Here is a 26,611-nt window from a genome sequence, read left to right as displayed (position 1 = left end):
ACACCCTCAAGGCAAAACTCACTTCAGGACATAGGTGATATCATAGCCGCTGCGCTTGAAGCGGGTTTTCAACAAGGTGCCGTCGGCGGCGTACCACAGGTCGCGCTCCACATCGCCCTCGATCCGGTGATGCTGCGCCTCGATTTTGCGGCCCCCGGCCTCGATGGTTTCGGCGCCCAGCGCCTTTGACGTCACCGTGTAACGGGCGCCGTCGATCAGCGAGAACAGCGGCGCGCGCTTGACCACTTCCGAGGTCCACAGCGTCAGCGGCAGGGCGGTGGCGGGCAGGTCGGACGGCTTGCCGTCGGCGGTCAGGGTGTAGCCGCCGCTTTTGCTGGTCAGTTCCAGCGCGTGCGGCGTGCCGTCGTCGTCGGTCGTCGCCTTCATCGATTCCAGCGTGGAGCCTTTCCACAGCTCTTCCCGCTTGTGGTCGTAGCGGAAGTTGATGAACAGCACTTTCACCCGCGTGGTGGCCGTGACCGTCACCTTGGTGCGGTCGCCCTGCGGCTCCAGCTTCACCTCTTCGCTGCCGATGGGATCGTCGCCCATCAGGATGTTGTAGGTCAGGGTGCGCGGCGCGCTGGCGGCGTTGGCGGCGGACGGCAGGCCCGCCAGCGGCGACAGCAGGAGCGTGGCCGCCAGCGTGGCGCGGAGCGTGTTGGACATGATTCGGTTTCCTCCCCAATGTGATGAATGACGGAGCGACTCGACTCTGGCGGTCGGTTTGATTGGGCGGTCGGTTTGGTCTTGCGGTCGGTCTGGCTTATTCGTCGAGCAGTTGGGCCAGCTTCATGGCGATGCCCATCGACCCTTCGACCTTCAGCTTGCCCATGGTGAAGGCCAGCATCGGGTTGAGTTTGCCGTTGATGAGCTTGGCCAGATTTTCCGGCGAAATGCGGATGGTGCAGTCGGCGTCTTGATCGTCCTGGGTGATGGCGATCGGGTTGCTGCGGGCGTCGAGGTGAATGATCTCCCCGTCCTTGCCCAGAACGAAGCGAACCGAGGCGTTCAGGCTGCGCAGCGTCGCGGAGCGGGCGCGCATTTCGCTCAAGATGTCCTCGACCATGAATGCAGTCTCCAAAGATTGTTCGTGCAACGGCTCTTGACAGTAAGCCTGAGTTACGTTTACGTCAACGTCATAACGAATAGGTTCCAGGCGGCCCACGGGAACACCCGGCGCGGCGACGATCCAGGAACGCGCCAATCGCCAAGGGGAGCGAAACCGAATGTCCGACACGCTTGCGCACACAGGCCGGTTGACCGGCGTTCCGTCGCCGTCCGAACAGCGGCCCTGGCTGGCGCATTATCCCGAAAACATCGCGTGGGATCAGAGCTTCGCGCCGATGCCCATGCATCAATTGTTCGAGGACGCGGCGACGCGCTACGCCGACCGGCCGTGCCTGGACTTCATGGGACTCCGCTACAGCTACGCCGAGGTGCTGGCTCTGGTGAACCGGGCGGCGCGCGGCTTTCAGGACATGGGGGTGGGGCCGGGGATTCGCGTTGGCCTGTGCCTGCCCAACTCGCCGACCTACGTCATCTCCTATTTCGGCGTCCTGAAGGCGGGCGGCACGGTGGTGAACTACAACCCGCTCTATGTCGAGCGGGAGTTGGAGCACCAGATCGAGGATTCGCTGACCGACATCATGGTCACGCTCGACCTGAAGCAGATTTACCCGCGCGTCGCCCTGATGCTGGAGCGGACCCGGTTGAAGCGCGTCGTCGTCTGCCGGATGCCGACCATCCTGCCCAAGGTGAAGGGCGTGCTGTTCCGCGTGCTCAAGCGCAGCGAGGTGTCGGCCATCCCGCAGGACGCCAAGCACATTGATTTCGACACGCTGCTCATCAACGACGGCACGCTGCGCCCGGTGACGATCGACCCGATGCGCGACGTGGCGGTGCTGCAATACACCGGCGGCACCACCGGCGTGCCAAAGGGGGCGATGCTGACCCATCACAATCTGCTGGCCAACGCCCGGCAGGTGATGGCTTGGTTCCCCGGCATGGCGTTGGGCCAGGAACGGGTGTTGGCGGTGCTGCCCTTCTTCCATGTGTTCGCCATGACGGTGGTGTTGAACCTCGGCTTGGCCTCGGGCGCTGAGCTGATTATGTTGCCGCGTTTTGAGGCCGAACAGGTCTTGAAGACCATCGCCAAGCGCAAGCCGACGCTCGTTCCCGGCGTGCCGACCATGTACAAGGCGCTGCTGTCGCACCCGCAGGTCGGGCGCTACCCGCTGAACTCCATCCGCTATTGCATCTCCGGCGGCGCGCCGCTGCCGATGGAGCTGAAGCGCCAGTGGGAACAGGCGACCGGCTGCGTTCTGGTGGAGGGCTACGGCCTGTCGGAAGCCTCCCCGGTCTGCGCCGCCAACCCGCTGGTTGGGGTGAACAAGGAAGGCTCCATCGGCTTGCCGCTGCCCGGAATCACCATCCAGATTCGTGGCCTGGACGACCCGTCGCAGCTCTTGGGCGTTGGCGAAAAGGGGCAGGTCGCCATCGCTGGACCCAACGTCATGGCGGGCTATTGGGGCCGGGAAGAGGAAAGCGCGCGGACCATCGTCGACGGCTTCCTGTTCACCGGCGACGTCGGCACGATGGACGAGGATGGTTACGTCTTCCTGCTCGACCGCCTGAAGGATCTCATCATTTGCAGCGGTTACAACGTGTATCCGCGCATGATCGAGGAGGCGATCTACCAGCATCCCGACGTCGTCGCCGCCTGCGTGATCGGCCTGCCCGACGAGTATCGCGGCCAGACGCCGAAGGCCTTCGTCCAACTGACGCCGGGCGCGACCCTGACGGCGGAGGGGTTGAAGGATTTCCTGCGGGACAAGATTTCGCGCATCGAAATGCCCTCGGCCATCGAGTTCCGCGCCGAACTGCCGAAAACCGCCGTGGGCAAGCTGTCGAAAAAGGAGCTGATCGCGGAGGCGTTGGCGGTGGCCGCGCAGAAGGCGGCGGGATGACCCGAAGTCAGTTCGTTGACGGAGACGTAAAGGGAAGCCTTATCATGGCGCCGTCCCTGTGCTATGTCCCGCCCGTCGGGCATGGCGCGTCCGGCATGACGGATGCGAATGAAGGTTATCCCAGGGATGGAACAGCTCTACACGGTCAATCAGCTTGCGGAAGAGCTGAACATCACGCCGCGCGCTCTGCGCTTTTACGAGGTCAAGGGGCTGCTGGCGCCGAACCGCGTCGGCAACAACCGGGTCTACACCAAGCGCGACCGCGCCCGGCTGAAGCTGATCCTGCGCGGCAAGCGTCTGGGCTTTTCCTTGGCGGAAATCCGCGAATATCTCGACCTCTACAACGTCGATGGCGGGGTGGAGCAGCAGCGCAACCTGTTGAAACGGGTGCAAAAGCGCCTGAAGGACCTTGAGCAGCAGCGCGAGGATCTGGAAGCGACGGTTTACGAGTTGAAAGAGATCGAGTTGCAGGTGTCCAACACCCTGTCGGAGCGCAGCCCCGGCAAGGACGCCTGAGCCGGACGGCTTCCGACGCCGCCCCGGCGCCAGCCGACACCGGGGAGGATTGAGAGCATGACGGTGCAGACGACAACGGCGCGACGCCACGCGGCGCGCCGGAACAGCGGCGGGGGACGGGGATGAACCTGATCTTCCGCCTGTTCGGCGTGATCCTGTGCGCCCTCACCGCCGTGTGGCGGGGGCGGGGCATTGGCTTTCTTGAGAATTCGGTTCTGCGCTTTCGCGTCTGGCCGACCGATCTCGACCTGAACATGCACATGACCAACGCCCGCTATTTCAGCCTGATGGATTTGGGCCGGACGGATCTGATGATCCGGGTGGGGTTGGGCAACGCCATCCTGAAAAACCGCTGGCAGCCGGTGCTGGGCGCGGCGAACATCCGCTTTCGCCGTTCGCTGAAACCGTTCCAGCCTTTCACCCTGGTCAGCCGCGTGCTGTGCTGGGACGAGAAATATATTTTCATGGAACACCGGCTGGAAACCGCCAGCGGCACCGCCGCGCTGGCGGTGGTGCAGGGGGCCTTCGTCACGCGCGGCGCCGTCGTGCCGCCGCTGGAGGTGCTGGCCGCGTTGGGCGTCGATTGCCCGTCGCCGCCGATGCCCGACGCGGTCGCCGCGTGGCGCGGGCAACCGCTGTCCGCCGCCGCCGTCTGAATTCCGCCGATTGTCGCAAACAAAAAGTCCTGAACGCCAAAGTTCTGAACGCCAAGGAGGCCGTCACCATGAAGGTTCTGGTGCCCGTGAAGCGGGTTGTCGATTACAACGTCAAGATCCGCGTCAAGGCGGACGGCAGCGGCGTCGAGACCGCGAATGTGAAGATGAGCATGAACCCCTTCGACGAAATCGCCGTCGAAGAGGCCGTTCGTCTGAAGGAAGCGGGCAAGGCGACCGAAATCATCGCCGTGTCGGTCGGCCCCGCCACCGCCCAGGAAACCCTGCGCACCGCGCTGGCCATGGGCGCCGACCGCGCCATCCTGGTGCAAACCGACGCGGAAACCCAGCCGTTGGGCGTCGCCAAGGTGCTGAAGGCGCTGGTGGATCGGGAAGGCCCGACGCTGGTCATCCTGGGCAAGCAGGCCATCGACGATGATTGCAACCAGACCGGCCAGATGCTGGCCGCGCTGCTGGGCTGGGGCCAGGGAACCTTCGCCTCCAAAATCGTTCCCGGCGAGGGCAGTCTCGCCGTCACCCGCGAGATCGACGGGGGTCTGGAAACGGTCGAGCTGAAGCTCCCGGCCATCGTCACCGCCGATCTGCGCCTGAACGAGCCGCGTTACGCCTCGCTGCCCAACATCATGAAGGCGAAGAAGAAGCCGCTGGAAACCGTCACGCCGGACGCCTTGGGCGTGGATGTGGCGCCGCGACTGACCACGCTGAAGGTGGTGGAACCGGCCAAGCGCAGCGCCGGCGTGAAGGTGGCTGACGTCGCCGCCCTGGTTGACAAGTTGAAGAACGAAGCGCGGGTGATCTGACCATGACGATCCTGATTCTGGCCGAACACGACAATGTCTCGCTGAAGTCGGCCACCCTGAACGCCGTCACCGCCGCCGCCAAGATCGCTGCGGCGGGTGGCGGGGACCTTCACCTTCTGGTCGCGGGCAAGGGCGCGCAGGGCGTCGCCGCCGCCGCCGCCTCGGTCGCCGGGGTCGCCAAGGTGCTGTTGGCCGATGACGCGGCCTATGAGCACGCGCTGGCCGAGCCGGTGGCGGCGCTGCTGGTGCGGCTTGCGGGCGGTTACAGCCACATTTTGGCCCCGGCCACCTCGGTTGGCAAAAATGTGCTGCCGCGTGTCGCCGCTCTGCTCGACGTCGCCGCGATTTCCGACATCACCGGCGTGGTCTCGACGGACAGCTTTGAACGCCCGATCTACGCGGGCAACGCCATCGCCACCGTTCAGAGCAAGGATTCGGTGAAGATCATCACCGTGCGCGGCACGGCGTTCGAGGCGGCGGCGACTGGCGGCTCCGCCCCGGTCGAAACCGTCGCTTCGGCGGGCGATCCCGGCCTGTCCAGCTTCCTGTCGGCGGAATTGTCAAAGTCGGAGCGTCCCGAGCTGACCGCCGCCCGCATCGTCATTTCCGGCGGTCGCGGCATGCAGTCGGGCGAGAATTTCCCGCTGCTGGAGGGCATCGCCGACAAGCTGGGCGCCGCCGTCGGGGCCAGCCGCGCCGCCGTGGACGCCGGTTTCGTGCCCAACGACTATCAGGTTGGTCAAACCGGCAAGATCGTCGCCCCGGATCTCTACATCGCCGTCGGCATCTCCGGCGCCATCCAGCATCTGGCCGGGATGAAGGACAGCAAAATCATCGTCGCCATCAACAAGGACGAAGAGGCGCCGATCTTCCAGGTCGCCGATTACGGTCTGGTGGCGGACCTGTTCAAAGCCCTGCCGGAACTCCAGCAGGCTCTGTGACCCGCCCCTCGCAGGTGGTGTGGTGAACTTTACGGGCCGGGGGCCGCCTGTCCGGGGCGCCCGGCCCGCTTTCTGTTTTGGGACGGTTTGTTGACGGGGGAACGGTTCGACGCGCTTGCTCGCCGCCGACGGCTGTTCTATCGCTGCGTGGAGCATTTCAACCGGCAACCAGCAGGGCCGTCATGAGCACGCAGGACATCACCGGGGAACGCCTCGGACTGGATCATCTGGTTGTCGCCGTCCGCGATCTGGACGCCGCGAAGGACGCCTACACCCGGCTTGGCTTCACCGTCACCCCGCGCGGTCGCCACACCGAACTGAAATCGGCCAACCACACGGTCATGTTCCAGGGCGGCGATTACATCGAATTGCTGGGCATTGAGGAACAACGCCCGATCAACGCCCACTACGCCGCCTTCCTGCGCCAGCGCGAGGGGGTGGCCGCCATCGCCCTGAAGACCGCCGACGCGCGCGCCGCCCGCGACCCGCTGACCGCCGCAGGCTTCACCGCCGCCGAGACGCTGGATTTCGGTCGCCCGGTTGAGTTGCCGGAAGGAACGCGCGAGGCGCGTTTCTCCATCACCCAGATCGACCCGGCGACCACGCCGGGGGGCCGCGTCTTCCTGTGCCAGCACCACACCCGCGACGTGGTGTGGCGGCCCGATTGCCTGGCGCACGCCAACGGCGCCACCGGGCTGGCCGCCTTCGTCATCGCCTCGGACGATCCCGCCGCGACCGCCGCCGTCTACGCCCGCCTCTTCGGCGGTTCGGTGACGGAGCGGGGGGCCGCGCGGTTGGTCGAGACCGGCGACACGCCGATTGTGGTGGCCACGCCGGACCGGCTGCATTGGGCCTGGACCAGCGACCCGGCCTTCGCCGCGCCGCGCCCGTTTTTCGCTGGCGCGGTGATGCGCGTCAGCGATCTGGACCGGACGCAGCAGGCCTTGCAGAAAAGCAAATTCCCGACCGTGGTCGGCAACGGCGTGCTGCGGGTGAACTCCCCCAGCGCCGGGGGGGCGATGCTGGCCTTCGCCCAGGATTTCGATCTGAACCGTTTGATCCCCTGATCCTTTATGTCCTGATCCTTTATGTCCTGACTCAAGCCCGATCATTTCGACATAGGCGGGCGCTCAGCGCTCGTTTAATCTCCCACAGGTTGGGGCGATGACCGATTGAGTGTGACGGCGCGTGCGGAGACCCTGATGGCGGCGACGATGGAAGCGATGGAGACGGGGGCGGCGGCCGCGCCGCTGTTCGACGCCTTGCCGTTGCCCGCCTTGATTCGCGATTCCGCCGGAGCGTTGCGCGGCAACCGCGCCTATGTCGAAACCTTCGGCGCGGCGGTGGACGACCGCCTGAGCGCCGGACTGGCCGGGGCCGAGGCGGGGGCGTCGTTCGACCTCCGGCTGACCGACCGCGCGGGCGTCGCGCGCGACGTCACCGCGCGGGTTGGCGGGCCGCCCTGGATCGCGCAGCTTCAGGACATCACCGACCATCGCCGGGCGGAACGCGGTTTGGAGATCGTCACCGCCAAGCTGGAGGAGGCCTGCCAGACCGCCAAGCTTGGTTATTGGGAATATGGCATCCAATCGGGCGTTCTGACGCTGAACGACGCCGCTTTCGCCGTGTATGGCCACAGCCGGGCGCGGTTCGAGCCGAGTTTCGACAATCTGCTCGCCATTCTGCACCCCGATGACCGGCTGTCGCTGGGCAACATGCTGGAAAGCGTCATCGGCAACCCGACCCGGCTCTATGTCGAATACCGCGTCCGCGACGAGGACGGCCACACCCGCTACGTCTCCTCCTCCTGCGCGCCGCGCCTGGACGGGGAGGGGCGGTTGACCCATGTCTTCGGCGTGATGATGGACACGACCGAACGGGCGCAGGCGGCGGCCCAGCTCGAATCGGCCAAGCAGCGGTTGGAGGACGCCTACCGCACCGGCCATCTCGGCTATTGGGAATATGGCATCCACAGCGGCGATTTGCTGTGGAACGACGAGGCGTTCGAGGTCTACGGCCAGGATCCGCGCGACTTCACCCCGACCTTCGACAATCTGCTGGGCATTCTGCACCCGGACGACCGGCTGTCCTTCGGCAACATGCTGGAAAGCGTCATCGGCAATTCCAAGCGAGTCTATGTCGAATACCGGGCCATCGACCGGGCGGGGGACGTCCGTTACGTCTCCTCCTCCTGCGCGCCGCGCTTCGATCTTGACGGGCGGTTGACCCATGTCTTCGGGGTGATGCTCGACACCACCGAACGGGCGCAGGCCGCCGAGGCGCTGCGCGCCGCCAAGGAGCGGGTCGAACAGGCCTACACCGACTTGCAGGCGGCGCAGGACAGTCTGGTGCAGACTGAAAAAATGGCCTCGCTCGGCCAGTTGGTCGCCGGGGTGGCGCATGAGGTGAACGGGCCGGTCGGCGTGGTGCTGACCACTGCCTCCCACATGTTGAGCCGGACGGAGGATGTGAAGCGCCAGTTCGGGGCCAACGCGCTCACCCGCTCCGCCCTGTCGGGCTTTTTGGAGGTGGCGCAAGAGGCTGGTCAATTGCTGGTCGGCAACACCGAACGCATCGCCGCCCTGGTCCATATGTTCAAACAGGTCTCGGCGGACCAGACGGGCGACGAACAGCGCGTCTTCTATTTGCGCGAATACACCGAAGACGTGCTGTTGAGCCTGCACACTCAAATCGGCTCGTCGGGTCATCGGGTGATGTTGGTGTGCCCGGAGGCGTTGCAGATCGAAAGCTACCCCGGCGCCTTCGCCCGCGTGCTGACTCATCTGGTGCGCAACGCCCTGACCCACGCCTTCCGCCCCGAACAGAGCGGGCGCATCACCATCGACATTCAGGCGGTGGATGACGCGTGGATCGAGGTGACGCACAGCGACGACGGGCAGGGGATCTTGGACAGCGTGCTGCCGAAGATCTTCGACCCCTTTTTCACCACAGCCCGGCATGAGAACTGCGTCGGGCTGGGGCTGCACATCGCCTACAATCTGGCGACGCAGACCTTGGGCGGGCAATTGACGGCGCGCAACGCGCCCGATGGCGGCGCGGTGTTCACCCTGCGGCTGCCCCGGACGCTTGGGGAGTAGGGTCGGGCGCAGAAGGCTTTGCCTGCGGCCATCCTCGGGCTATACCGCCGGGCATGAGCTTTTCCCGCGCCATCGCCACGGTCGGTGGCCTGACCCTGGTCAGCCGGTTGGCTGGCTTCGCCCGCGACATTCTGACCGCGTCCGTGTTGGGGGCGGGGCCGGTGGCCGACGCCTTTTTCATCGCGCTGAAGCTGCCGAATTTGTTTCGGCGGCTGTTCGCCGAGGGGGCTTTCGGCGTCGCCTTCGTGCCGCTGTTCGCCGCTGAGCTTCAGCTCAAGGGGCGGGCGGCGGCGGCGCGCTTCGCCGAAGAGGCGTTGGCCGTGCTGCTGGCCGTTCTTCTGCCCTTCACCCTGGCGGCGCTGGCGGCGATGCCCTGGCTGATGTTGGGGCTGGCCCCCGGCTTCAGCGATGAACCGGCCAAATTCGCCATGGCGGTGGAGTTGGCCCGCCTGACCTTTCCCTATCTGACGCTGGTCTCGTTGGTCGCGCTGTTGGGCGGCATCCTCAACGCGCTGGACCGCTTCGGCCCGTTCGCCGCTGCGCCCATCGCCTTCAACCTGACTTTGGTGGCGGCGCTGCTGACCGCGCCGCGTCTGGGGTGGGAGCCGGGGCGGGCGATGGCGGCGGCGGTGACTCTGTCGGGCGTCGTGCAACTGCTGTGGCTGGCCTGGGCCTGCCGAAGCGCCGGAATTGTCCTGCGGCTGCGGCGGCCACGCGTCACCGACGGGATGCGGCGGCTCTTCCGGCTGGTCGGGCCGGGGGCGTTGGGGGCGGGAGTCATGCAGATCAACCTGTTCCTCAACATCGTTCTGGCGTCACTGTTGCCGTCGGGATCGGTGTCGTTCCTCTATTACGCCGACCGCTTGAACCAGATGCCCTTGGGTGTGATCGGCATCGCCATCGGCACGGCGCTGTTGCCGGTGCTGGCCCGCCACGCGGCGGCGGGGGACGAGGAGAAGGTCCGCCATTATCTGAGCCGGGCGCTGGAGTTCAGCCTGTTGCTGGGGCTGCCCGCCGCTGTGGCGTTGGGCGTGTCGGGCGGGCCGATGGTGGCGGTGCTGTTTGAGCGGGGGGCCTTCGGTCCAGCCGAAACCCAGGCGACCGCCATGGCCTTGGCGGCCTACGCCGTCGGGGTTCCGGCCTATGTCATCGCCAAATCGCTGAACGTCGCCTTTTTCGCCCGGCAGGACACGGCCACCCCGGTGCGCGTCGCCATCATCGTCACGGTCTCCACCGTCGCGTTGGCTTTGGCCTTGCTGCCGGTGCTGGGGCATGTCGGGATCGCGCTCGCCACCGGGCTGGCGGCGTGGCTGGACGTCGGCCTGCTGGTGGTCGCCTTGCGCAAGCGCGGGCTGTTGTCGCTCGACGCGCGGTTGATGCGGCGCGGGCCGCGCATCGCGGCGGCGGCGGTGGGCATGGGCGCGGCGCTGGCGCTTGGCGGCGCGGCGCTGGCGCCGTGGCTGGGGCATCCGGCGACCATGGTTCGTTTCGCCGCGCTGGGCGTTCTGGTGCTGGGCGGCATGGCGGTGTTCGGCGGGTTGGCCCATCTGTTGGGCGGCGCGCGGCTGGCCGACCTGACCGGCTTTCTGAAGCGCCCGCCAGCGGATGCGACGGAGTCGTGACAGAAATGCGGCGACCGCTCTTGACGCTCCGCCGCGCCGGTCGTACAAGCGGATTCAACGTGGTGATTTGGTCGACCGGCTTGCGGGCCACGTAAAACAATCCGCTAAAAAGGTCCGAGCCGCGTCCGCGCCTCGACCCGATCGGTCGGGGCGTTTTTCGTTTGTGGCCGGCCTCGCCCCACCGGCAGCATCGAGGGGAGACGCGGCTTATGTCCCGCACCGATCATCGCACTCCGAACGTCACGGGCCTGCGGCCCCGGTCCAAGCTGGTCCATGGCGGCATCCGCCGCTCGTCCTTTGACGAGACCTGCGAGGCGCTGTACCAGACCTCCGGCTTCGTCTACGGCTCGGCGGAGGAGGCGGAGAACGCCTTCGCCAACGACGGGACGCGCCACGTCTATTCGCGCTTCCGCAACCCGACCAACGCGATGTTTGAAGACCGTCTGGCCGAGTATGAGGGCGCGGCCTGGGCCTACGCCACGGCCAGCGGCATGGCGGCGGTGCATGGCGCGTTGATGAGCGGCCTGCGGTCGGGCGACCGGGTGGTCGCGCCGCGCGCGCTGTTCATCTCCTGCTATTGGATCGTCAAGGAACTCTGCCCGCGCTACGGCATCGAGGTTGAGTTCGTCGATGGCACCGACCTGACGGCGTGGGAAGAGGCGCTGTCCAAGCCGACCAAGGCGGTCTTCCTGGAAACCCCGTCCAATCCGGGGCTGGAGGTCGTCGATCTGCGCGCGGTTTGCGATCTGGCCCACAAGGCGGGCGCCTTCGTCGTCGTCGACAACGCCTTCGCCACGCCGGTCCTGCAACGCCCGTTCGAATTCGGCGCCGACATCATCATCTATTCGGCGACCAAGCACATCGACGGGCAGGGCCGTTGTCTGGGCGGCGTCATCCTGGCCAAGGATGTGAAATACGCCACCGAGGTCATTCACCCCTTCCTGCGCAACATCGGCCCGACGCTGGCGCCCTTCAATTCCTGGCTGCTGCTGAAGGGCATGGAGACGCTGGAACTGCGGGTGCACGCCCAGTCGGCGGCGGCCTTCCAGGTCGCGCAATTCCTGGAAAGCCACGCGAAGGTGGAGCGGGTGCTCTACCCGCTGCTCGCCAGCCATCCCCAGCATGATCTGGTGCGCCAGCAGATGACCGGCGGCGGCAACATGCTGTCGGTCTTCCTGAAGGGCGGCAAGACCGAGGCGTTCAACACGCTGAACGGCCTGCGCATGGTGATGATTTCCAACAATCTTGGCGATTCCAAGAGCCTCATCACCCACCCGGCGACCACCACCCATTCCAAGCTGACGGACGAGGAAAAGGTCGCGGCCAAGATCCAACCCGGCCTGTTGCGCCTGTCGGTTGGGTTGGAGGATCCCCAGGACATCATCGAAGACCTGGACCGCGCGCTCGCCGAAGCGTAATGCTTCGTAACAGAGTATCATGTTGCAGTGCAGCATGATACTCTGGGTGATGCACACAAACGAGGCGAACCTAATGGCTGACAACATGCGCGGCGACGGACATCCTGCGGAGCGTCTGAGCGCCGTGGCCGACACGTTCGCGAAGACCGGGATGCGCAGTGGCGAGATGGGAATTGCCGCCGCGCAGACCATTGGCTACCGCACGGCGATGATGGCGGCGGCGATGGGGACGCCCACGGGTTTCGCCAACCCCGAATTCCTCCGCATGGGATCGGAAAAGGTCGAGGCGTCGGTCGAGGCCTTCCAGGCGGTCGCCCATGGGTTGGGCGAATTCGGCGCGGCCTGGATGACCATGCTGACCAAACAGAGCCAAGCGGCGGCGCTGGTGTTCAGTGGTCTGGCCCGTTGCCAGTCGCCGACGGATCTCGCGGAGATCCAGCGCAAAGCCTTCGCCCAGGTGGTGGACGCCAGCGTCAACGCCAGCCTGCGCTTCGCCGAAGCGGCGGCCTCGATCACCGCCGCCAGCGTGAAGCCCGCCTACCGCAAAGTCCGCGCGAACGCCCGCCGTCTGGCCGCTGAACAGGCGTAAGCGGCGGAACGATCGCTCTTGCCGCCACCCGAACCCTCCTTCGCGTCAAGCGCGGGCGGGGGCGGGTGTTCCTGTCTCCACCGCGCCGGTTGCGCCGGAAACGCCGGACGGCGTATAGCTGATGGTGGGGTGGAACGGTCACGGGCATGGTCGGGCGGGGATGAACGCAACAGACAGGGCAAGGCTGTGGCGGATGTCGCGCGCGCTGGCGGTCGCCGCCGCCGTGATGGGGTCGCAACCCGTTCTGGCCATTGAAGCCAACCCCTTTCTTCCGCCGACCGAACGCGGCGACGACATGGAAGCGCGGCTGCAAAAGCGCATTGATCGCGCCGTGGCCGCCGCTGAAGAACGGCTGGTCAAGACCGTGGTGGACGCGCTGAGCGGGCGCGACATTTCCGGCGCGCCCAAACCGTTGCAGGACGCCGTAGCCCGCCGCCCGCCGCCGCCCGCCGCCCCGCCATCGACCTCGACCAACACCAGCCTGCCGCCCGGTCTGCCGGGGCTTCCGGCCTTGCCGAGTTTTATGGGCGGCCCTTCTGCCTCGCCGCCGCCGCCGCCCGGCGGCGGGTCCGTTGGTCTGGCGTCGTCCGGACCGGAGCCGGTGCCGCCGGGGGCCGTGTTCATCGGTTGCCTGGACGGGCAGGCCTTCTTTCAGGACCGCGCCGGGTCGCCCTTTCTGGTCGATCCGCGCGCCTTTCCCCCGTCGTCGGGCGGGGCCGGAGCTTGCGGACGATGATGCGCCTTTCTCCTCGCGGCGTTTTCCGGCTGACCGGCGCGGCTCTGGCGGCTTGGTCTTTGGCCGCCTGCACGCTGCCGTCCGTCGGCGCTCTGCCGCCGCGCACCGAGATACTGCGCGCCCAGACCGAGCGGTTGGAAAGCGACGGCGCGCCCGCCGTGTCGGTGGTGCCGGTCAACCGGGGCATGCTGGTGGTCCATTCGGTGCGCGAACGGCTGCCCGCCGTCATGGCGCAGCGGATGATTTCCGTCAGCTACCCGTCGGGGGAAAACACGCTGGACCGGCTGGTGTCGATGCTCAGCTACAGCGGCGTCCGCGTCGCCACCCGGTTTGAGCAGGCGAGCGACGCCGACATGCTGCGCCGGGCGCTGCCCTTCCGCGCCTTTTCTGGGACGGTGGCGGAACTGACCAGCGTGTTGCAGGGCGGCATGGGCATCGTGTCCTGGTGGCAGGACGGCACGCTGTTTCTGACCGACCGCGACCGCTACGCCTTCACGGTGCCGCAGATTCCCGACGTCATCCGCTCGATCACCGAGGATTTGAAAAGCATGGGGGTGTCGGACCTGACGCCCTCGCTGCGCGGCGGACAGATCCTGTTTTCCGCTCCGCCCAGCCTCTACGCCGAGGTGGTCCGCCCCTACATCGACCGCATCCACCGCAACATGGCGATGGTCAAGGTGCAAATGGCGGTGGTGTCGCTGACGCTGAACGACAGCTCCGCCACCGGGTTCGACTGGAGCAAGCTGGCGCTTGGCTTCAACAGCAGCTCATCCACCGACGGGACGACGACCTCCACCACCAGCACCTCCACCACCAGCACGACGACCAGCGGCAACACCTCCACCGTCACGGCGGGCGGGCCGTTGTCTTGGGCGACCTCGCCCACGGGGAAGCTGTTGGGGGTGAGCGGGGCGTTCACCGTGGCGGGGGCCATCGATTATCTGTCGAAATTCGGCACCGCCGACACCAAACAGAATGTCGAGGTCCACACCTTGTCGGGCGCGCAGGTGACGCTGCGCAGCGGCCAGGAAATCCCCTATGTCAGCGGCGTTGGCGTCAACACGCTGGGCGGAAGCTCCAGCAGCGGTTCCAGCGCCCTGCTGGGGTCGGCGCAGACCACCACGGTCAAGACCGGCCTGACCATCAAGCTGACGCCCTTCTACGACGCCGACACCCGCATCGTCACGGCGGACCTGAACATTCTGGTCAACAGTCTGGTGCGCTTCGTCCAATTGTCGGCGGGCAACCAGGTCGGCACCATCACCCAGCCGCAAACGCAGGAACAGGCGTTGAACGACATCGTGCGCGTGTTGGCCGGAAACACGGTGGTGCTGGGCGGGCTTCAGGTGGACAACGCCAGCTACGACAACGCCGACCCGGTGGCGGCTCGGCCCGAGGAGGAGTCTTCGGCCAGCCTCGCGCCGGGCGGGGCCACCTCGGTGATCGGCCACCGGGCGCAGACGATCACGAAAGAGGCGCTGTTCGTCGTCGTCCGTCCGACCGTCACCGTCTTTGTCGAGCAGGGCGGCTGATTCCGCCGGAACCGAGAGGGAGAGGCCCCGCATGCCGCGCTTTGAGGTCCGCCTGATCGCCGCCGGAAAGGCGCGCACGCTGCTGGTGGACGCCAGCGACGCCGACGCGGCGCGGGCGCAGGTCAGCGGGCGCGGGCGGGTGTTGGCCGTGCGCCGCCGCCCGGCCTGGAGCCTTGGGCGCACCTTGAGCCACAACGAACGGCACATCCTGTTCATCCGGCTGGCGTCGATGCTTGATTCCCGCGTCGGTCTGGCCGAGGGGCTGCGCCGTCTCGCCGCCTCCTTCGACGGGCGCATCCGGCGGGTGGCGGAGCGGATGGCCGACGCGGTGGAGATTGGCGACGATCTGCCGACGGCGATGGAGCGGCAACCCGCCGATTTCCCCCTCACCGTGATCGCCCTGGTGCGGGCGGGCGGCCATGGCGTCGGCACGTCGGAGGCGCTGCGCAACGCCGCCGGGTTCGAGGCCGATTTGCTGAAGCCGACGCGCGAGTTCCGCAGCGGTTTGTGGGTGGCGGTGGCCCACGCCCTGCTGGGGGCGGTGACGATGATTTTGACCACCCATGTCCTGACCCCTTGGCTGTTGGGCACCGATTTGTTTCGCGACGCCCGCACGAAGGTGGACGTCGAATGGATCGTGTTGTCGTCCAATCTCAGCACGTTGGTGGTTTTGCTGTTTCTCGGCGGCTTGGCCAGCGTCGCCTTTTTGAACATTGTCGGGCGGCGGATCGCCCCGGTGGCGGTGGATCGTCTGTTCCGGCTGCTGCCGGTCTACCGCCACATCGCGATGGGGCTGGAGCAGTATGTCACCTTTCACAAGCTGGCCCTGCTGATCGGGTCCGGGGTGGGCATGGACAAGGCGCTGACGCTGACCGCCGAGTCGGCGGGGAGCGGCGCCTTGGGCGGCGAGTTGCGGCAAGCGGCAAGGGCGGTCGTCGTCGGACGACCCTGGACCGACGCCCTGCGCTCGATCCACCCGACTGATCGGGCGTCGCTGGCGGCGGCGGACAGCCGGGCCGAGGTGGCGCGCACGCTGCAAGCGCTGGCGCTTCAGCAGCGCGACCTGTACCTGTTGAACGTCGGGCTGGCCCAGCCAGCGATGCGCGGCGTCGGCATTGTGTTTCTTGGCCTGTCCGGCATGGTGCTGTTCGGCTTGACCATCTTGCCGATGCTGCAAATGGCTGACCAGTTGGCCCGGCAGGCGCTGTGACCCGTGTTGCGACAATGTTCTGATTTCAGGTTTGACGCCCCAATCTCATGTTTGACACCAAAACCGCCCGCTTCCTGACCATCCTGTTGACTGTGCTTGGCGCGGTGTTCGCGGGCATGGGCGTTGGCCTGTATGTCCGCGCCGCCCGTCTGGCCGAGTCGGGGGAAGAGGAGCGGCAACGCGCCGAATTGGCCTGTGTCGAACGGCTGCGTGGGCTGGGGCAGGTGGCCCGCAACGACGCCGGGGTGCGGTTGATTGTCCCAACCATCGATGATCCGCGAGGCCGATTGAGCGACGCGTCATCCCTGTTGGGGGCCTGTCCGGGCTGGTCGATGGCGTATTTTTGCATGGGCGAGCGATGCGCCGCCGACGGAGGCGTCGCCATGGTTGTGGACTTGGCCCGTCCGAGGTGAAGACTGTGAATTGCCGCGAATTATGACATCGATTTTAACAAGTTCCGGGCGTCTCCTACCTTGACATCGCAATGTGTGCCGACCCTAAATGAGCCGCGTCGGGGCTGGTCAAGGCTGTAGCAGGTCTGAATCCAATGGTTTGGGATTCCAAATCATGTCGTCCCGCACTGAATCCTGTTCCGTTTCGATAAGGAAGCTCCATGTCCGCCAACGACGACGCTCGCAAGCGTTTTGCCGATCTTGTGAAGCTCAACGGCCTGACCAGCGCCTTCATCAGCCGGGAGACGGAGCGTCGGATCCTCGAAGAGGGCGTGACTCGCTTCGAGCTGTCGCTGGATGACGCGCGCGGTCTGCTGCGCACGGTGGCGGCGGACGAGGAGTTCGTGTTCGAAAGCGAAACCAACCACCGCATTCGTCAGGTTCTGGAACGTCACGCCGGCAAGAAGGGCAAGATCAGCAAGGACCAGTTCTTGCAGACCTCCGCCATTCTGCGCGACTTCTCCAACGACGCCATTGGCGAGCATGAGGCCAAGCGCCAAATCAAGTCGATCATGATCGACAATGGTTGGGAACCCCGCCGCGCCGGTCTTCTGCGTTCCAAGCGCTGGTACAAGAACGTCGAGGTTTGATGAGGTCGCCGCCCCGTTGGACGGGGCGGCGTTTCGGCCTTGATGTCGCAATGCCCAGGAAACACGGGGGCCGGGGCGCATGGACATCCTGAATTTTTTGCATTCCAGCTTTTTGATCGCGCTGGAGATCCCGCTCCTGCTGGCGCTGCCCTTTGCCCTTTGGTATCGGGTCAGCGACGCGGCGCATCTGCATCATCCCTATGGCTCCTGGCGTCCGGCGCTGGCCACCTACAGCGGTTTGGCCCTGGGCGCCTGCATGGTCGCCGCCTCTTGGGAGCCGGGAAGCTTCACCTTTGAGGCCATTTTCGATGCGGGCGGTCCCTGGGATCTGTCCTTGACCGAATTCGCGGAGTTGTTGATGCAGCGGTTGGGCGACGCGCCGCATGATCTGGTCGCGGTTCTGCTGAACGACGATCCCCATTTGAACTTCGGCGTTGTCGTCATGGTGGTCGCCACGCTGTTCGCGGTCGATGTCGGCGTGACGCTGGCGTCCGGCGTGCGCGGGCCGATGCTGTTGTCGTTTCTGCTGGACGTCTTGATGGCGCTGCTGGCCGCCGGTTTGCTGATCCATGTGGTCCTTTCGGCCCTCTGGCTGCTGAACCGTCTGAATTTCTGGTCCATCGCGGTTGCTCTGCTCTTGTTGCAAGAGTACCGCTACCATGTGTTCGGGCTGTTCCGGCGTCGGCCGAAACCCGTGCGTGTGGCTGGCAACATCCAGCACGGGATCAACACGAGCGTCAAAAGCTCGTGATCGGGTGATTGGTCAAGCTGGGGTTGGTCCGGGCGCAGGCGTATCGACAGTTGGCTGGTAAGACCGTATTGTTTTTTCAATAGGATGCGGGGGTTGAGCGAGCGCGCGACAGGCCTGCCCGCGCTCCGCCCATGCCCGCGCGAAACGGCTGATGGGTTGGGGGAACCGCGATGGATTTTGGGATTTTGACGGTGCCGGCGCTCGCCCTTTCGGCGCTGCTTGGCTATTCGGTTTTTTTTGACTCAAGCTCTGTTTTGTTCCGTGACATCACTGTTCCCGATGTTGTGGCGGAAGACGGCTTTACCCCGCATGTGATGGCCTCGCGTTTGGCCAGCGAGGTGCGGGGAATCAGCCGCGCCGCCCGCACCGCCAAAGAGCAACAAAAGGTTGGACTGACCGACGATGAAACGGCGGTCAAGGTCGTGGCCGACCAGTTCGAGTTCCTCAAGCCGATCAAGGCGACGCAGGAGGTCATGGGCCTCGTCACCTTTATCTTCAGCGGCGAGATGGTGAAGCTGGAAAAGGACTATGAGTTCGCCGTGCGCGGCGAGGATCGCAAAGCTGGCCGCACAATCAGCATCTCGGCGCGGGGCGCCCGTCCGGAGGAGTTGATTCGTCCGGTGGCGATTGATCTGGTTCGTTTCATCGATCCCTACATCGTGGCGTCCTATTATTATGAAACGACGCGCGATTCCGGCAGCAAGGACTACAGCAACACGCTGCGTGAGTTGCGCAATTGCATGATCGTCATGCCCAAGGACGAGCGTTATTGGGCGGTCAATCTGCAAGGTCTGGTGTTTTTGCAACAGGGCAAGCCGGACGACGCGATCATGAAGTTCAACGAGGCGCGGACGATGCGCCCGGATTTTGTTCTGCCGGTTTACAACATCGGCGTGGCGATGGCCGCGAAAGGCAAGCATGAGGACGCCATCGCCAAATACAAAGAGGTGTTGACCATCGACGCGGAAAAGCGCTCGCGCTACCCGCACGCTTACACCCAGTGGGGGGTGTCGCTGGCCGCCACCGGCCGCCCGGAAGAGGCGTTGACGATGTTCCAACGGGCTGAACAGGCGGACTCCAATTACGCCGATCTCTACAACGCCTGGGGCAAGTTCCTGCGCGACCAGAACAAGATTGTCGAGGCGCGCGAGATGTTCCAGAAGGCGATCGACCGCGCTCCGGAACGCGCCGAATTCCGTGAAAACCTGAAGGTGGCGCTGTCCGCTCCGGTGCGCTGAACTTTATCCTTGCTGTGCGTCCATGAGGCTCAAGCCCGTTACGGCGGCGGGCTGAGCACCTGGGACTGGCCGGTCAGGCGCCGTTTCACATGCGCCCAGCAAATGCCGATGCTGAGCAGCGTGGAAACCAGAAACAGCAGGAAATAGCTCGACCAAAAGGGCGCGTTTGCGTCGAGCAACCCGACATGCCGCAGGGCGAAATAACCGGAGATCGCCAGCGTGGCCATGATCGCGCTGCGAAAAACCTGCAAGGCCAGCCACGTCACCCGCAGATAGACGATGTAGGCGCCGACCAGAATCGCCCCGACAAAAAACTTGGCCGAGGCGTAGGACCCATCGCTGGTGAACAGCCAGTCCAGGTAGGAATAGCCAAGCGGGTTCCAGGTGGCGAACACCAAAAAAAAGCAGCTCAAGATGCGCGAGAAAAGGCCGGGAAACTTCATGCCGACGTGGCTCCCGCGCGGGCGTGGCGTTTATGGAGAGGGGAGGGCGATGGATGGCGGATCATCGCGCGATGTTCTCCGAATCCATCTGACCGCTCAGTCGGTAGCGGATGTGCGACCAGCAAAATCCGGTGCCAAGAAGGACGGTCAGGGCGACCTGGATGGTCAGCGTCAGTTGGGTGCGGTCGTGCAGATCGACCAGACCAAGATCGGACGCCAACCAGATCCCGGCCAGATTGATCGTCGTCAGCATGGATGTGCCGACCAGACGCATCGACCGCCACATCGCGTTGAGCTGAAGATACAGGACCACGGTCAGCGTCAGTCCGGCAAACAGCTTGACCGCCCAGTCGCCCGAATCAAGTTGCAACCAGTGATAATAGGAATAGCCGGACGGGTTGAAGCTGCCGAAGATGACCAGCATCGCAATCAAAAGGCGAACGGAATATCCGAGGATCGACAGCATGGCCGGGATTCAAGCGCTGTGGTGATGGATGAGCGGCCCATGATACCCCTGCGGTGGTCCGCGCGTCCAATGAAGCCTGCGTGTTTGGGGCGCGACCCGCTTTCGCCGGTCCTGGGTTCTCGGTACAGTGACGGCGCGGGCCAAAGTCTTGGCGCCGTCGATTTCGGATTGAACAGAGGAACCACAGTTATGAAGAGCATCCGTGTGTTGGCGCTCTCGCTTTCGCTGCTGGCGTCTCTGACCGCCGGGCGTTCGGCCCAGGCGCTTGATCTGACGGCTTTTGATCCGTGGGAATCCTACAACCGGGCGATGTTCGCCTTCAACAACAGCGTCAATTCCAGCGCCTTGGAGCCGCTGCGCCAAGCCTATGGAAGCCGTTTGTCGAACAGCACGCGGGCCGGAATCTCCAACGTCTTCGCCAATTTGCGCGAACCCTGGACCGCTGTCAGCAGCAGCCTGCGCGCGGACTTCCCCAACGCGGGCGCCTCGCTTGGGCGTTTTCTCATCAACACCACGGCGGGCGTCGGCGGCTGGTACGATGTGGCCGCCACGCAGTACGCCCTGAAGAGCCAGCAGGATGATTTGGGGCTTGTGTTGTGCCAATGGGGGGTTGGGTCTGGTCCTTATATGGTTCTGCCGTTTCTGGGGCCGACCAACGGGCGGGATTTGCTGGGTCGGACGGCGACGATGGTGGGAACCTATTCCGCTCTGGGGTTGCAAGGGTATATGACCTATCGGACCAGCGACGGCATGGTGCGTTACCTGGAGGATGGCTTCATCGAGAGCTTTGTCCGTGAACCGCAGGTTGACGCCTATGCGCTCGAGCGTGGTTTGTACACCCGGATTCGCGACGCCCAATGCGCAGGCGCGTCAACCGCTGGCGCCCCTTATGGTGGCGATCAACAATAACATCCACATCTTCGTCTGACTGTTGTCTCAGGCTTGTAACCATTTGCAACATCTTGGTTTCAGGGTTTTCATGCAGTGACAATAGCCTTTCTTGCGGTGCAAAATTGGGGCATGATGAAGTCCTGAAGAGGTGTGTTCTCCAGGAAAAATAATGCAATCGATGATTGCTGCGCCGTTGTGGCGGACGTCAGGGGGAGGTTCCGCGTGATGCGGCTTAATCGTGCGGTCTTGTTTGGCTCCGTGGCTTTGACGGCTCTGACCTTTGGCCAGTCGGCGGGCGCCTCCTGGTGGTCGCGGTCGGCGGCGGACGACGCGGACCTCACCGTCATGTCCGGTGGCCGCACCGTGCCGCCTCCGCCGGAACCGGGCGTGATGGACACCGCGCAAAAGGCCGCCACCCGCGTCGTCGATGGCGGCGTCGGGATCGCCTCGTCGGGCGCTTCGGCGTTGATGAGCGTGGGCGGCATGCTGGCGACGCCCTTCAAGGCGGTTGGCGCCTCGATGCAATCGGCCAGCCAGATGGTTGGGCAATTCGCCTGGGAAGTCGCCTACGTCTTCGGCGCCAACGGCACCCCGCTCAACAGCTTCCGCACCGGCGAACCGGAACTCAACGGCCTGAACGATCAGATCACCGATGGCCGGGCGCCGGGCGCCCCGCCTGCGCCTGCGCCAGCGAGTGCGGCGCCAGCCAAGACGACCGAGGCTGCCCCTGCCGCGCCGTCGGCCCCTGTGAGCGTGGCGGCTCCAGCAACGGACGCGCCGCCGGTCGCCCCAGTCGCTGAGCCTGCGGTCGCTGAACCTGCAGTCGCCGCGCCTGCGGTGGCGGAATCGACGACGCCGGTGCTCAAGCCGACGCCGACCGTCGCCGGGGTGGAAACGGCGAACGAGCCGCTGGATCCCAAGCTGTTCACCGATTTCGTGTTCGACAAGGCGCGCCGCCGCTCCGACGGGTCGTTCTTTGTGCCCAAGCCGTTGCAGCGCCTGTTCGACATGCGCACGCAAAAGGTCGAAACGGCGAAGACCGCGCTGTCGGTTCAGCTTCCGGGCCGGATCATTCCCGATCCCAACGCCCATGGCGACGTCGAAACCAGCCTGATCGGCCGGATCGAGGCGCCGAAAACCGGCTTGCCGGTGTTGGGCGACACGGTCAAGGAAGGGCAGGTGCTTGGTTACGTCACGCCGTCGGTCGGCGTGGTTGACCGCACCCAGGTGCGGCGCGAGGTGGCTCGGCTGACCAATGAAATCCGCATCACGGCGGAAAGCCTGGAACTGATGAAGCAGTTCTGGTTCGTCCCGTTCCGCGACGGCAAAATCATCCAGTCTGAAATGCGGCTGGAAGGTTTGCGGCGCGAGCGCTCGTCCCTGCTGCCGATGCTCCAGACGCAAGAGGTTCTGCGCGCGTCCACCGATGGCGTGATTTCGGTCTCCAACGCGATCAATGGCCGGATCGTTCATCCGGGCGAGAAGATTTTCGAGATCGTCAACCCGAACCGCTTGTGGGTCGAGGCCATCGCCGCCGATCCCGACGTCGCCAAGACCGCCGCCGCCGTGGACGCCGCCGTGGCGATGACGCCGGAAGGCCAGACGCTCGACATCGGTTTCGTCGGCAGCGGGCTTGCCTTGCAGCAGCAGGCGGTGCCGCTGATGTTCCGCATCGACAAGCCGATCCCCGGCTTGCGGGTCGGGCGCCCGGTGACGGTCGCCATCCGCAGCAAGCAAACCTCGCGCAGCGGCATCGCGGTGCCGCGCGACGCGGTCGTCACCGGCTCCAGCGGGTTGGATCAGGTGTGGGAGCATGTGGCCCCAGAGGTCTTCGTGCCGCGCACGGTCAAAACCGAACCGATCGACGGTCGCAGCGTGCTGATAACCGCCGGGCTGACGCCGGGCGCGCAGATCGTCACGCAAGGAACGCGGCTGTTGATTCAGTTGCAATAACGCCCAAGAACCAGGGAGGACGAACGCCATGGCTTGCATCCGTACCGTTTCAGGCAGCGCCTTCTTCGCGCCGCGCGCGCTTGGGCTGGCTGCCGTGATGATGGTTTTGAGCGTCGGCGTGTTTGCGACCAGCGCCTTCGCCGAACCCAACGAAGACCGGGAGTCGCCGCGCGTGGCGGCGGCGGTCGGCCCGGTTGGGATCGTCGTCATCGCCGCGAACAACAACATCTACGCGTTTCTTGATCGGCTGAGCGACAACGCTCCGGTTCCGGGCGGAAGCGTGCGGATCAAGACGTCGAAAGCCGAACTGATTCTGAAGGAAACGGCGCCGGGCGTCTACCGGGCCGGGCCGTTCGAGCCGGTGGTCGGCCACACCGCGCTGACCGTGTCGGTCAACACCACGCTGGCCAACGGCCAGATGGTCGCCGATTTGGTGGTCGCGCCGAGCGCGCCGCCCCAGACCGTCGAACGTCGCCTGCGCCCCATGTGGTACAGCCTTGGTCTGGCCGCCTTCGCCGGGCTGGGCTTCCTGGCGTGGCGCAGCCGCCGCCGCCATTTGCCGCCTTTGGCCGGCGCCGGAACCGCCTGACGGGACAAAAGAATGTTTCAAGCGCTCGTTGGGATCTGCCTGCATCAGCGCATCCCGGTTCTGATCCTGACCCTCCTTCTGACCATTTGGGGGGTGATGATCGGTCGCGACATGCCGATCGCCCTGTTGCCGGAGCTGCACCAGCCGGTCGTCACCGTGGTGACGGAGGCTGGTGGTCTGGCCCCGGAAGAGGTTGAACAGCTCGTCACCTTCCCGCTGGAAACCGTGCTGAACGGCATGCCCGGCGTGTCGCGGGTGCGCAGCGTGTCCAGCCCCGGCTTCTCGCTGATCTACGCGGAATTCCAGTGGGGCACCGATCCCTATCGCAACCGCCAGATCGTGACCGAACGCATCGGCATGGTGCGCGACCGCATGCCGGATTCGGTGACGCCGCAATTGGCGCCGATGTCGTCGGTGGCGGGCCTCATCTTGCAGATCGCGCTGACCACCGACGGCCCGGACATGATGGCGCTGCGCGAGCTGGCCGATTGGACCATCCGCCCGCGCCTGATGGCGGTGGAAGGCGTGTCGCAGGTCTACACGGTCGGCGGCGACGTGCGTCAGTTCCGCTTCACCCCGGATCTGGGCCGTCTGCGCACGCTCGACATCAGCATCGCCAAGGTTGAACAAGCGCTGAGCGCCTTTGGCGCCAACAGCAGCGGCGGCTTCAACGACCTGCACAATTCCGAATTCATCATCCGCAACGTCAGCCGCAGCCGCAGCCTGGAAGACATCCGCAACCTCGTCGTGACCTACCGCGAGGACAAGCCGGTCGTCTTGAGCCAACTTGGCGAGGTCGGCTTCGCGTCGAAGGTCAAGCGCGGCGACGGCAGCTTCAACGGGCGTCCGGCGGTTCTGCTGTCGGTCCTGAAGCATCCCAACGCCAACACCGTCAACACGGCGGCGGCGGTCGAGGAGATGATGAAAGGGTTGGCTCCCAGCCTGCCGCGCGGGGTTCACGCCGAACACATCTCTTACAGTCAAGCCGAACTCATCAGCGACTCCATCGACACGGTCAAGCATGTGCTGCGCGACGCGATCATCATCGTGGTCATCGTGCTGCTGGCCTTCCTGATGAACGTGCAGACGACGCTGATCGCGATGCTGTCGATCCCGATTTCGCTGTTGGTGACGATCATCACCTTCCATCTGATGGGCGCGACGATCAACACGATGACGCTGGGCGGCATCGCCATCGGCATTGGCCAGTTGGTCGATGATTCGGTGGTGAATGTCGAAAACATCCTGCGTCGCCTGACCGAAAATCGCGAGCGGCGCCTGCCGCGCCCGGTGTTGACGGTGATCGCCGACGCCTCGGGCGAAGTGCGGTCGGGCATCGTCTACGCGACGATGATTATTCTTCTCGTCTTCATGCCGCTGTTCTTCATGCCGGGCGAGCAGGGGCGGTTGTTCGGGCCGCTGGGCTTGGCCTACATCGTCTCGATCTTCGCCAGTCTTGTGGTGTCGATGACGCTGACGCCGGTCTTGTGCTCCTACTTCCTGCCGGGGATGAAGGAGTTGGGCGCGTCCTATCACAGCAAGCCGGTCATGATGATGAAGGCCGCCAACCTTCGCGCGCTCAATTGGGCGCTGGATCATCAGAAAAGCCTGCTGCTGGCCGCCGTCGGGCTGGTGACGCTGGCGGCGCTGACGCTGCCCTTCCTGCCGCGCTCCTTCCTGCCGCCCTTCAACGAAGGGACGCTGTATGTTCAGGTGCTCAACAAGCCGGGCATTTCGCTGACGGATTCCGTGCGGATCGGCCAGATGGCCGAGCAGTTGATCCTTCAGGTGCCCGAAGTCATCAGCGTGTCGCGCCGCACCGGCCGCAACGAAAATGACGAGGACGCCGATCCGGTCAGCGCCAGCGAATTCCCGATCCGCATCGCGCTGGGCAAGCGCAGCCGGGCCGAGGTGATCGAGGATTTGCGCCATCGCCTGTCCATCCTGCCGGTCGATCTGACGGTGACGCAGTTCCTGACCTCGCGCATGCAGGTGGCGCAGAACGGCGTGCGCGGCGCCATCGTGCTGAAGATTTACGGCGACGATCTCGGCACGCTGCGGGTGCTGGCGGAAAACTTCCAGCAACGTTTCTCGGAGGTTCCGGGCCTGCTCGATCTGCTGGTCGAACAGCAGGTCCGGGTGCCGCAGATTCGCATCACCATGGATTACGCCCGCGCCAAGCTGTTCGGCGTGACGCCGGCGGCGATGACGCAGGCGTTGGAAAGCCTGTCGAACGGGCGGGTGGTGTCGCAGGTGATCGACGACGGCAAGCGGTTCGACGTGCTGATGAAGCTGTCGGACGCCGACCGTTCGATGGAGGCGCTGGCGCAATTGCGCATGGAAACACCGGCGGGTTATGTGCCGCTGTCCTCCATCGCCGCCGTGGTCAACACCGACGGTCCCAACCAGATCATGCGCGAAAACGGCATGCGCCGCATCGCGGTGACGGCCAACACGGATGGGTCCGATCTGTCGGCCATCGTCGCCAAGATGCGCGCCGCCATCGCCGCGACGCCGCTGCCCCAGGGCTACAGCACCAATCTGGAGGGCAACTTCCGCCAGGAGGAAGACAGCCGTGGCGTGATGGCCGCTCTGGCGGCGCTCTCCGCCGCGATGGTGTTCCTGGTGCTCTACCAGCGTTATCGGTCGGCGGTGTTGACCATCATCATCATGGGCAACATCCCGTTGGCCTTGATCGGCAGCGTCGCCGCCCTGTGGCTGTTTGGTGAAGATCTGAGCCTTGCCGCCATGATCGGCTTCATCGCCGTGGCGGGCATCGCGGTGCGCAACGGCGTGCTGAAGATCAGCCATTTCATCAACCTTGCTCTGCACGACGAGGTGCCTGTCGGGCGCGAGTTGGTGGTGCGGGGCTGTGACGAACGGCTGATGCCGGTTATGATGACGGCGCTGTCGGCGGGTTTGGCGCTGATCCCGCTGTTGATCGTGTCGGACGCGCCGGGTGGCGAAATTCTCCATCCGGTGGCTCTGGTCATCTTCGGCGGTCTTATCAGCTCGACCATGCTGGACACGCTGACGACGCCGGTGCTCTTCCATCGCTTCGGTCATCCGGCGCTGGAACGGCTGCTCAACCAGACCGGCGATCTCGCCGTACAAACCTACTGACCCAACCGGGAGG

At 65.2% G+C, this 26,611-nt stretch carries 25 protein-coding genes and 1 riboswitch; of the genes, 21 read left to right on the top strand and 4 right to left on the bottom strand.

Features of this window, described 5'->3' with window-relative positions:
* Positions 1 to 18 precede the first annotated feature (18 nt).
* On the bottom strand, positions 19 to 666 hold the full coding sequence (locus D3877_RS05945) for a DUF6134 family protein (protein ID WP_119829784.1): 648 nt from the start codon (positions 664 to 666) through the stop codon (positions 19 to 21).
* A gap of 97 nt (positions 667 to 763) precedes the next feature.
* Complete coding sequence (locus D3877_RS05940; RefSeq protein WP_119829783.1) at positions 764 to 1,066, bottom strand: SCP2 sterol-binding domain-containing protein; 303 nt, start codon at positions 1,064 to 1,066, stop codon at positions 764 to 766.
* Between the two features lie 160 nt (positions 1,067 to 1,226).
* On the opposite strand from D3877_RS05940, the gene D3877_RS05935 reads away from it, so the two are divergent.
* The 17 genes from D3877_RS05935 (at position 1,227) to D3877_RS05855 (ending at position 19,133) form a co-directional block, all read left to right on the top strand.
* The gene (locus D3877_RS05935) at positions 1,227 to 2,966 is read left to right on the top strand and encodes a long-chain-fatty-acid--CoA ligase (protein WP_119829782.1); all 1,740 of its coding nucleotides are present in this window, start codon (positions 1,227 to 1,229) and stop codon (positions 2,964 to 2,966) included.
* Positions 2,967 to 3,092: 126 nt separating this feature from the next.
* Entirely contained in the window at positions 3,093 to 3,482 is a 390-nt protein-coding gene (locus tag D3877_RS05930; RefSeq protein ID WP_119829781.1) for a MerR family transcriptional regulator, read from the top strand.
* Between the two features lie 122 nt (positions 3,483 to 3,604).
* A complete protein-coding gene (locus tag D3877_RS05925; RefSeq protein ID WP_119829780.1) occupies positions 3,605 to 4,138 on the top strand; it encodes a thioesterase family protein in 534 nt (177 codons plus the stop codon).
* A gap of 68 nt (positions 4,139 to 4,206) precedes the next feature.
* Positions 4,207 to 4,956, top strand: coding sequence for an electron transfer flavoprotein subunit beta/FixA family protein (locus D3877_RS05920; RefSeq protein ID WP_119830810.1), 750 nt, complete (start codon positions 4,207 to 4,209; stop codon positions 4,954 to 4,956).
* 2 nt (positions 4,957 to 4,958) lie between these two features.
* On the top strand, positions 4,959 to 5,897 hold the full coding sequence (locus tag D3877_RS05915) for an electron transfer flavoprotein subunit alpha/FixB family protein (RefSeq protein ID WP_119829779.1): 939 nt from the start codon (positions 4,959 to 4,961) through the stop codon (positions 5,895 to 5,897).
* A gap of 182 nt (positions 5,898 to 6,079) precedes the next feature.
* On the top strand, positions 6,080 to 6,964 hold the full coding sequence (locus D3877_RS05910; RefSeq protein ID WP_119829778.1) for a VOC family protein: 885 nt from the start codon (positions 6,080 to 6,082) through the stop codon (positions 6,962 to 6,964).
* 135 nt (positions 6,965 to 7,099) lie between these two features.
* Positions 7,100 to 8,995, top strand: a complete 1,896-nt coding sequence (locus D3877_RS05905; RefSeq protein WP_238474746.1) for a PAS domain-containing sensor histidine kinase — start codon at positions 7,100 to 7,102, stop codon at positions 8,993 to 8,995.
* Positions 8,996 to 9,048: 53 nt separating this feature from the next.
* On the top strand, positions 9,049 to 10,617 hold the full coding sequence (gene murJ / locus D3877_RS05900) for a murein biosynthesis integral membrane protein MurJ (RefSeq protein ID WP_119829777.1): 1,569 nt from the start codon (positions 9,049 to 9,051) through the stop codon (positions 10,615 to 10,617).
* A gap of 49 nt (positions 10,618 to 10,666) precedes the next feature.
* A riboswitch (SAM riboswitch) is annotated at positions 10,667 to 10,746 on the top strand.
* An 80-nt stretch (positions 10,747 to 10,826) separates the two neighbouring features.
* Positions 10,827 to 12,035: an O-succinylhomoserine sulfhydrylase gene (gene metZ / locus D3877_RS05895; protein ID WP_119829776.1), complete on the top strand. Its 1,209-nt coding sequence runs from the start codon at positions 10,827 to 10,829 to the stop codon at positions 12,033 to 12,035.
* A gap of 73 nt (positions 12,036 to 12,108) precedes the next feature.
* On the top strand, positions 12,109 to 12,624 hold the full coding sequence (locus tag D3877_RS05890; RefSeq protein ID WP_119829775.1) for a phasin family protein: 516 nt from the start codon (positions 12,109 to 12,111) through the stop codon (positions 12,622 to 12,624).
* Positions 12,625 to 12,817: 193 nt separating this feature from the next.
* Positions 12,818 to 13,360 carry a hypothetical protein gene (locus D3877_RS05885; protein WP_238474745.1) on the top strand — a complete coding sequence of 181 codons (543 nt, stop codon included), beginning with the start codon at positions 12,818 to 12,820 and terminating at the stop codon, positions 13,358 to 13,360.
* Positions 13,357 to 14,892, top strand: a complete 1,536-nt coding sequence (locus D3877_RS05880; RefSeq protein WP_119829773.1) for a hypothetical protein — start codon at positions 13,357 to 13,359, stop codon at positions 14,890 to 14,892. The genes D3877_RS05885 and D3877_RS05880 overlap by 4 nt, the downstream gene beginning before the upstream one ends.
* A 31-nt stretch (positions 14,893 to 14,923) precedes the next feature.
* Positions 14,924 to 16,102 carry a type II secretion system F family protein gene (locus tag D3877_RS05875; RefSeq protein ID WP_119829772.1) on the top strand — a complete coding sequence of 393 codons (1,179 nt, stop codon included), beginning with the start codon at positions 14,924 to 14,926 and terminating at the stop codon, positions 16,100 to 16,102.
* A gap of 47 nt (positions 16,103 to 16,149) precedes the next feature.
* The gene (locus tag D3877_RS05870; RefSeq protein WP_119829771.1) at positions 16,150 to 16,515 is read left to right on the top strand and encodes a hypothetical protein; all 366 of its coding nucleotides are present in this window, start codon (positions 16,150 to 16,152) and stop codon (positions 16,513 to 16,515) included.
* Positions 16,516 to 16,715: 200 nt separating this feature from the next.
* Positions 16,716 to 17,144, top strand: a complete 429-nt coding sequence (locus D3877_RS05865; protein WP_119829770.1) for a hypothetical protein — start codon at positions 16,716 to 16,718, stop codon at positions 17,142 to 17,144.
* 79 nt (positions 17,145 to 17,223) lie between these two features.
* Positions 17,224 to 17,895 (top strand): hypothetical protein, encoded by a 672-nt coding sequence (locus D3877_RS05860; protein ID WP_119829769.1) that lies wholly within the window; start codon positions 17,224 to 17,226, stop codon positions 17,893 to 17,895.
* Positions 17,896 to 18,086: 191 nt separating this feature from the next.
* Entirely contained in the window at positions 18,087 to 19,133 is a 1,047-nt protein-coding gene (locus tag D3877_RS05855; RefSeq protein ID WP_158599789.1) for a tetratricopeptide repeat protein, read from the top strand.
* A gap of 38 nt (positions 19,134 to 19,171) precedes the next feature.
* On the opposite strand, the gene D3877_RS05850 is transcribed toward D3877_RS05855, so the two are convergent.
* Together D3877_RS05850 and D3877_RS29740 are read right to left on the bottom strand one after the other, a co-directional pair.
* On the bottom strand, positions 19,172 to 19,576 hold the full coding sequence (locus D3877_RS05850) for a DUF6524 family protein (protein WP_119829767.1): 405 nt from the start codon (positions 19,574 to 19,576) through the stop codon (positions 19,172 to 19,174).
* A 61-nt stretch (positions 19,577 to 19,637) separates the two neighbouring features.
* Positions 19,638 to 20,042, bottom strand: a complete 405-nt coding sequence (locus D3877_RS29740; protein ID WP_158599788.1) for a DUF6524 family protein — start codon at positions 20,040 to 20,042, stop codon at positions 19,638 to 19,640.
* Positions 20,043 to 20,231: 189 nt separating this feature from the next.
* On the opposite strand from D3877_RS29740, the gene D3877_RS29735 reads away from it, so the two are divergent.
* The 4 genes from D3877_RS29735 to D3877_RS05830 all read left to right on the top strand — a co-directional run bounded on the left by D3877_RS29735 (position 20,232) and on the right by D3877_RS05830 (position 26,598).
* Positions 20,232 to 20,951, top strand: a complete 720-nt coding sequence (locus tag D3877_RS29735; RefSeq protein ID WP_158599787.1) for an MlaA family lipoprotein — start codon at positions 20,232 to 20,234, stop codon at positions 20,949 to 20,951.
* Between the two features lie 207 nt (positions 20,952 to 21,158).
* Positions 21,159 to 22,886 carry an efflux RND transporter periplasmic adaptor subunit gene (locus D3877_RS05840; protein WP_199720702.1) on the top strand — a complete coding sequence of 576 codons (1,728 nt, stop codon included), beginning with the start codon at positions 21,159 to 21,161 and terminating at the stop codon, positions 22,884 to 22,886.
* Positions 22,887 to 22,914: 28 nt separating this feature from the next.
* The gene (locus tag D3877_RS05835; RefSeq protein WP_119829765.1) at positions 22,915 to 23,475 is read left to right on the top strand and encodes a hypothetical protein; all 561 of its coding nucleotides are present in this window, start codon (positions 22,915 to 22,917) and stop codon (positions 23,473 to 23,475) included.
* A 12-nt stretch (positions 23,476 to 23,487) separates the two neighbouring features.
* Positions 23,488 to 26,598: an efflux RND transporter permease subunit gene (locus tag D3877_RS05830; protein WP_119829764.1), complete on the top strand. Its 3,111-nt coding sequence runs from the start codon at positions 23,488 to 23,490 to the stop codon at positions 26,596 to 26,598.
* Positions 26,599 to 26,611: the final 13 nt, after the last annotated feature.

The sequence above is a fragment of the Azospirillum cavernae genome (assembly GCF_003590795.1).
Taxonomy (GTDB): domain Bacteria; phylum Pseudomonadota; class Alphaproteobacteria; order Azospirillales; family Azospirillaceae; genus Azospirillum; species Azospirillum cavernae.
Note: the sequence above shows the minus strand (reverse complement) of the source record. Positions and strands in the feature narration are given on the sequence as shown.

What these genes read in the sequence shown, in the direction of transcription:
- D3877_RS05945 (WP_119829784.1), bottom strand. Translation starts at nt 666, where the DNA reads ATGTCCAACACGCTCCGCGCCACGCTGGCGGCCACGCTCCTGCTGTCG.
- D3877_RS05920 (WP_119830810.1), top strand. Translation starts at nt 4,207, where the DNA reads ATGAAGGTTCTGGTGCCCGTGAAGCGGGTTGTCGATTACAACGTCAAG.
- D3877_RS05885 (WP_238474745.1), top strand. Translation starts at nt 12,818, where the DNA reads ATGTCGCGCGCGCTGGCGGTCGCCGCCGCCGTGATGGGGTCGCAACCC.
- metZ (WP_119829776.1), top strand. Translation starts at nt 10,827, where the DNA reads ATGTCCCGCACCGATCATCGCACTCCGAACGTCACGGGCCTGCGGCCC.
- D3877_RS05830 (WP_119829764.1), top strand. Translation starts at nt 23,488, where the DNA reads ATGTTTCAAGCGCTCGTTGGGATCTGCCTGCATCAGCGCATCCCGGTT.
- D3877_RS05860 (WP_119829769.1), top strand. Translation starts at nt 17,224, where the DNA reads ATGGACATCCTGAATTTTTTGCATTCCAGCTTTTTGATCGCGCTGGAG.
- murJ (WP_119829777.1), top strand. Translation starts at nt 9,049, where the DNA reads ATGAGCTTTTCCCGCGCCATCGCCACGGTCGGTGGCCTGACCCTGGTC.
- D3877_RS05930 (WP_119829781.1), top strand. Translation starts at nt 3,093, where the DNA reads ATGGAACAGCTCTACACGGTCAATCAGCTTGCGGAAGAGCTGAACATC.
- D3877_RS05910 (WP_119829778.1), top strand. Translation starts at nt 6,080, where the DNA reads ATGAGCACGCAGGACATCACCGGGGAACGCCTCGGACTGGATCATCTG.
- D3877_RS05940 (WP_119829783.1), bottom strand. Translation starts at nt 1,066, where the DNA reads ATGGTCGAGGACATCTTGAGCGAAATGCGCGCCCGCTCCGCGACGCTG.
- D3877_RS05840 (WP_199720702.1), top strand. Translation starts at nt 21,159, where the DNA reads ATGCGGCTTAATCGTGCGGTCTTGTTTGGCTCCGTGGCTTTGACGGCT.
- D3877_RS05905 (WP_238474746.1), top strand. Translation starts at nt 7,100, where the DNA reads ATGGCGGCGACGATGGAAGCGATGGAGACGGGGGCGGCGGCCGCGCCG.
- D3877_RS05880 (WP_119829773.1), top strand. Translation starts at nt 13,357, where the DNA reads ATGATGCGCCTTTCTCCTCGCGGCGTTTTCCGGCTGACCGGCGCGGCT.
- D3877_RS05890 (WP_119829775.1), top strand. Translation starts at nt 12,109, where the DNA reads ATGGCTGACAACATGCGCGGCGACGGACATCCTGCGGAGCGTCTGAGC.
- D3877_RS05915 (WP_119829779.1), top strand. Translation starts at nt 4,959, where the DNA reads ATGACGATCCTGATTCTGGCCGAACACGACAATGTCTCGCTGAAGTCG.
- D3877_RS05865 (WP_119829770.1), top strand. Translation starts at nt 16,716, where the DNA reads ATGTCCGCCAACGACGACGCTCGCAAGCGTTTTGCCGATCTTGTGAAG.
- D3877_RS05870 (WP_119829771.1), top strand. Translation starts at nt 16,150, where the DNA reads ATGTTTGACACCAAAACCGCCCGCTTCCTGACCATCCTGTTGACTGTG.
- D3877_RS05925 (WP_119829780.1), top strand. Translation starts at nt 3,605, where the DNA reads ATGAACCTGATCTTCCGCCTGTTCGGCGTGATCCTGTGCGCCCTCACC.
- D3877_RS29735 (WP_158599787.1), top strand. Translation starts at nt 20,232, where the DNA reads ATGAAGAGCATCCGTGTGTTGGCGCTCTCGCTTTCGCTGCTGGCGTCT.
- D3877_RS05835 (WP_119829765.1), top strand. Translation starts at nt 22,915, where the DNA reads ATGGCTTGCATCCGTACCGTTTCAGGCAGCGCCTTCTTCGCGCCGCGC.
- D3877_RS05850 (WP_119829767.1), bottom strand. Translation starts at nt 19,576, where the DNA reads ATGAAGTTTCCCGGCCTTTTCTCGCGCATCTTGAGCTGCTTTTTTTTG.
- D3877_RS29740 (WP_158599788.1), bottom strand. Translation starts at nt 20,042, where the DNA reads ATGCTGTCGATCCTCGGATATTCCGTTCGCCTTTTGATTGCGATGCTG.
- D3877_RS05875 (WP_119829772.1), top strand. Translation starts at nt 14,924, where the DNA reads ATGCCGCGCTTTGAGGTCCGCCTGATCGCCGCCGGAAAGGCGCGCACG.
- D3877_RS05935 (WP_119829782.1), top strand. Translation starts at nt 1,227, where the DNA reads ATGTCCGACACGCTTGCGCACACAGGCCGGTTGACCGGCGTTCCGTCG.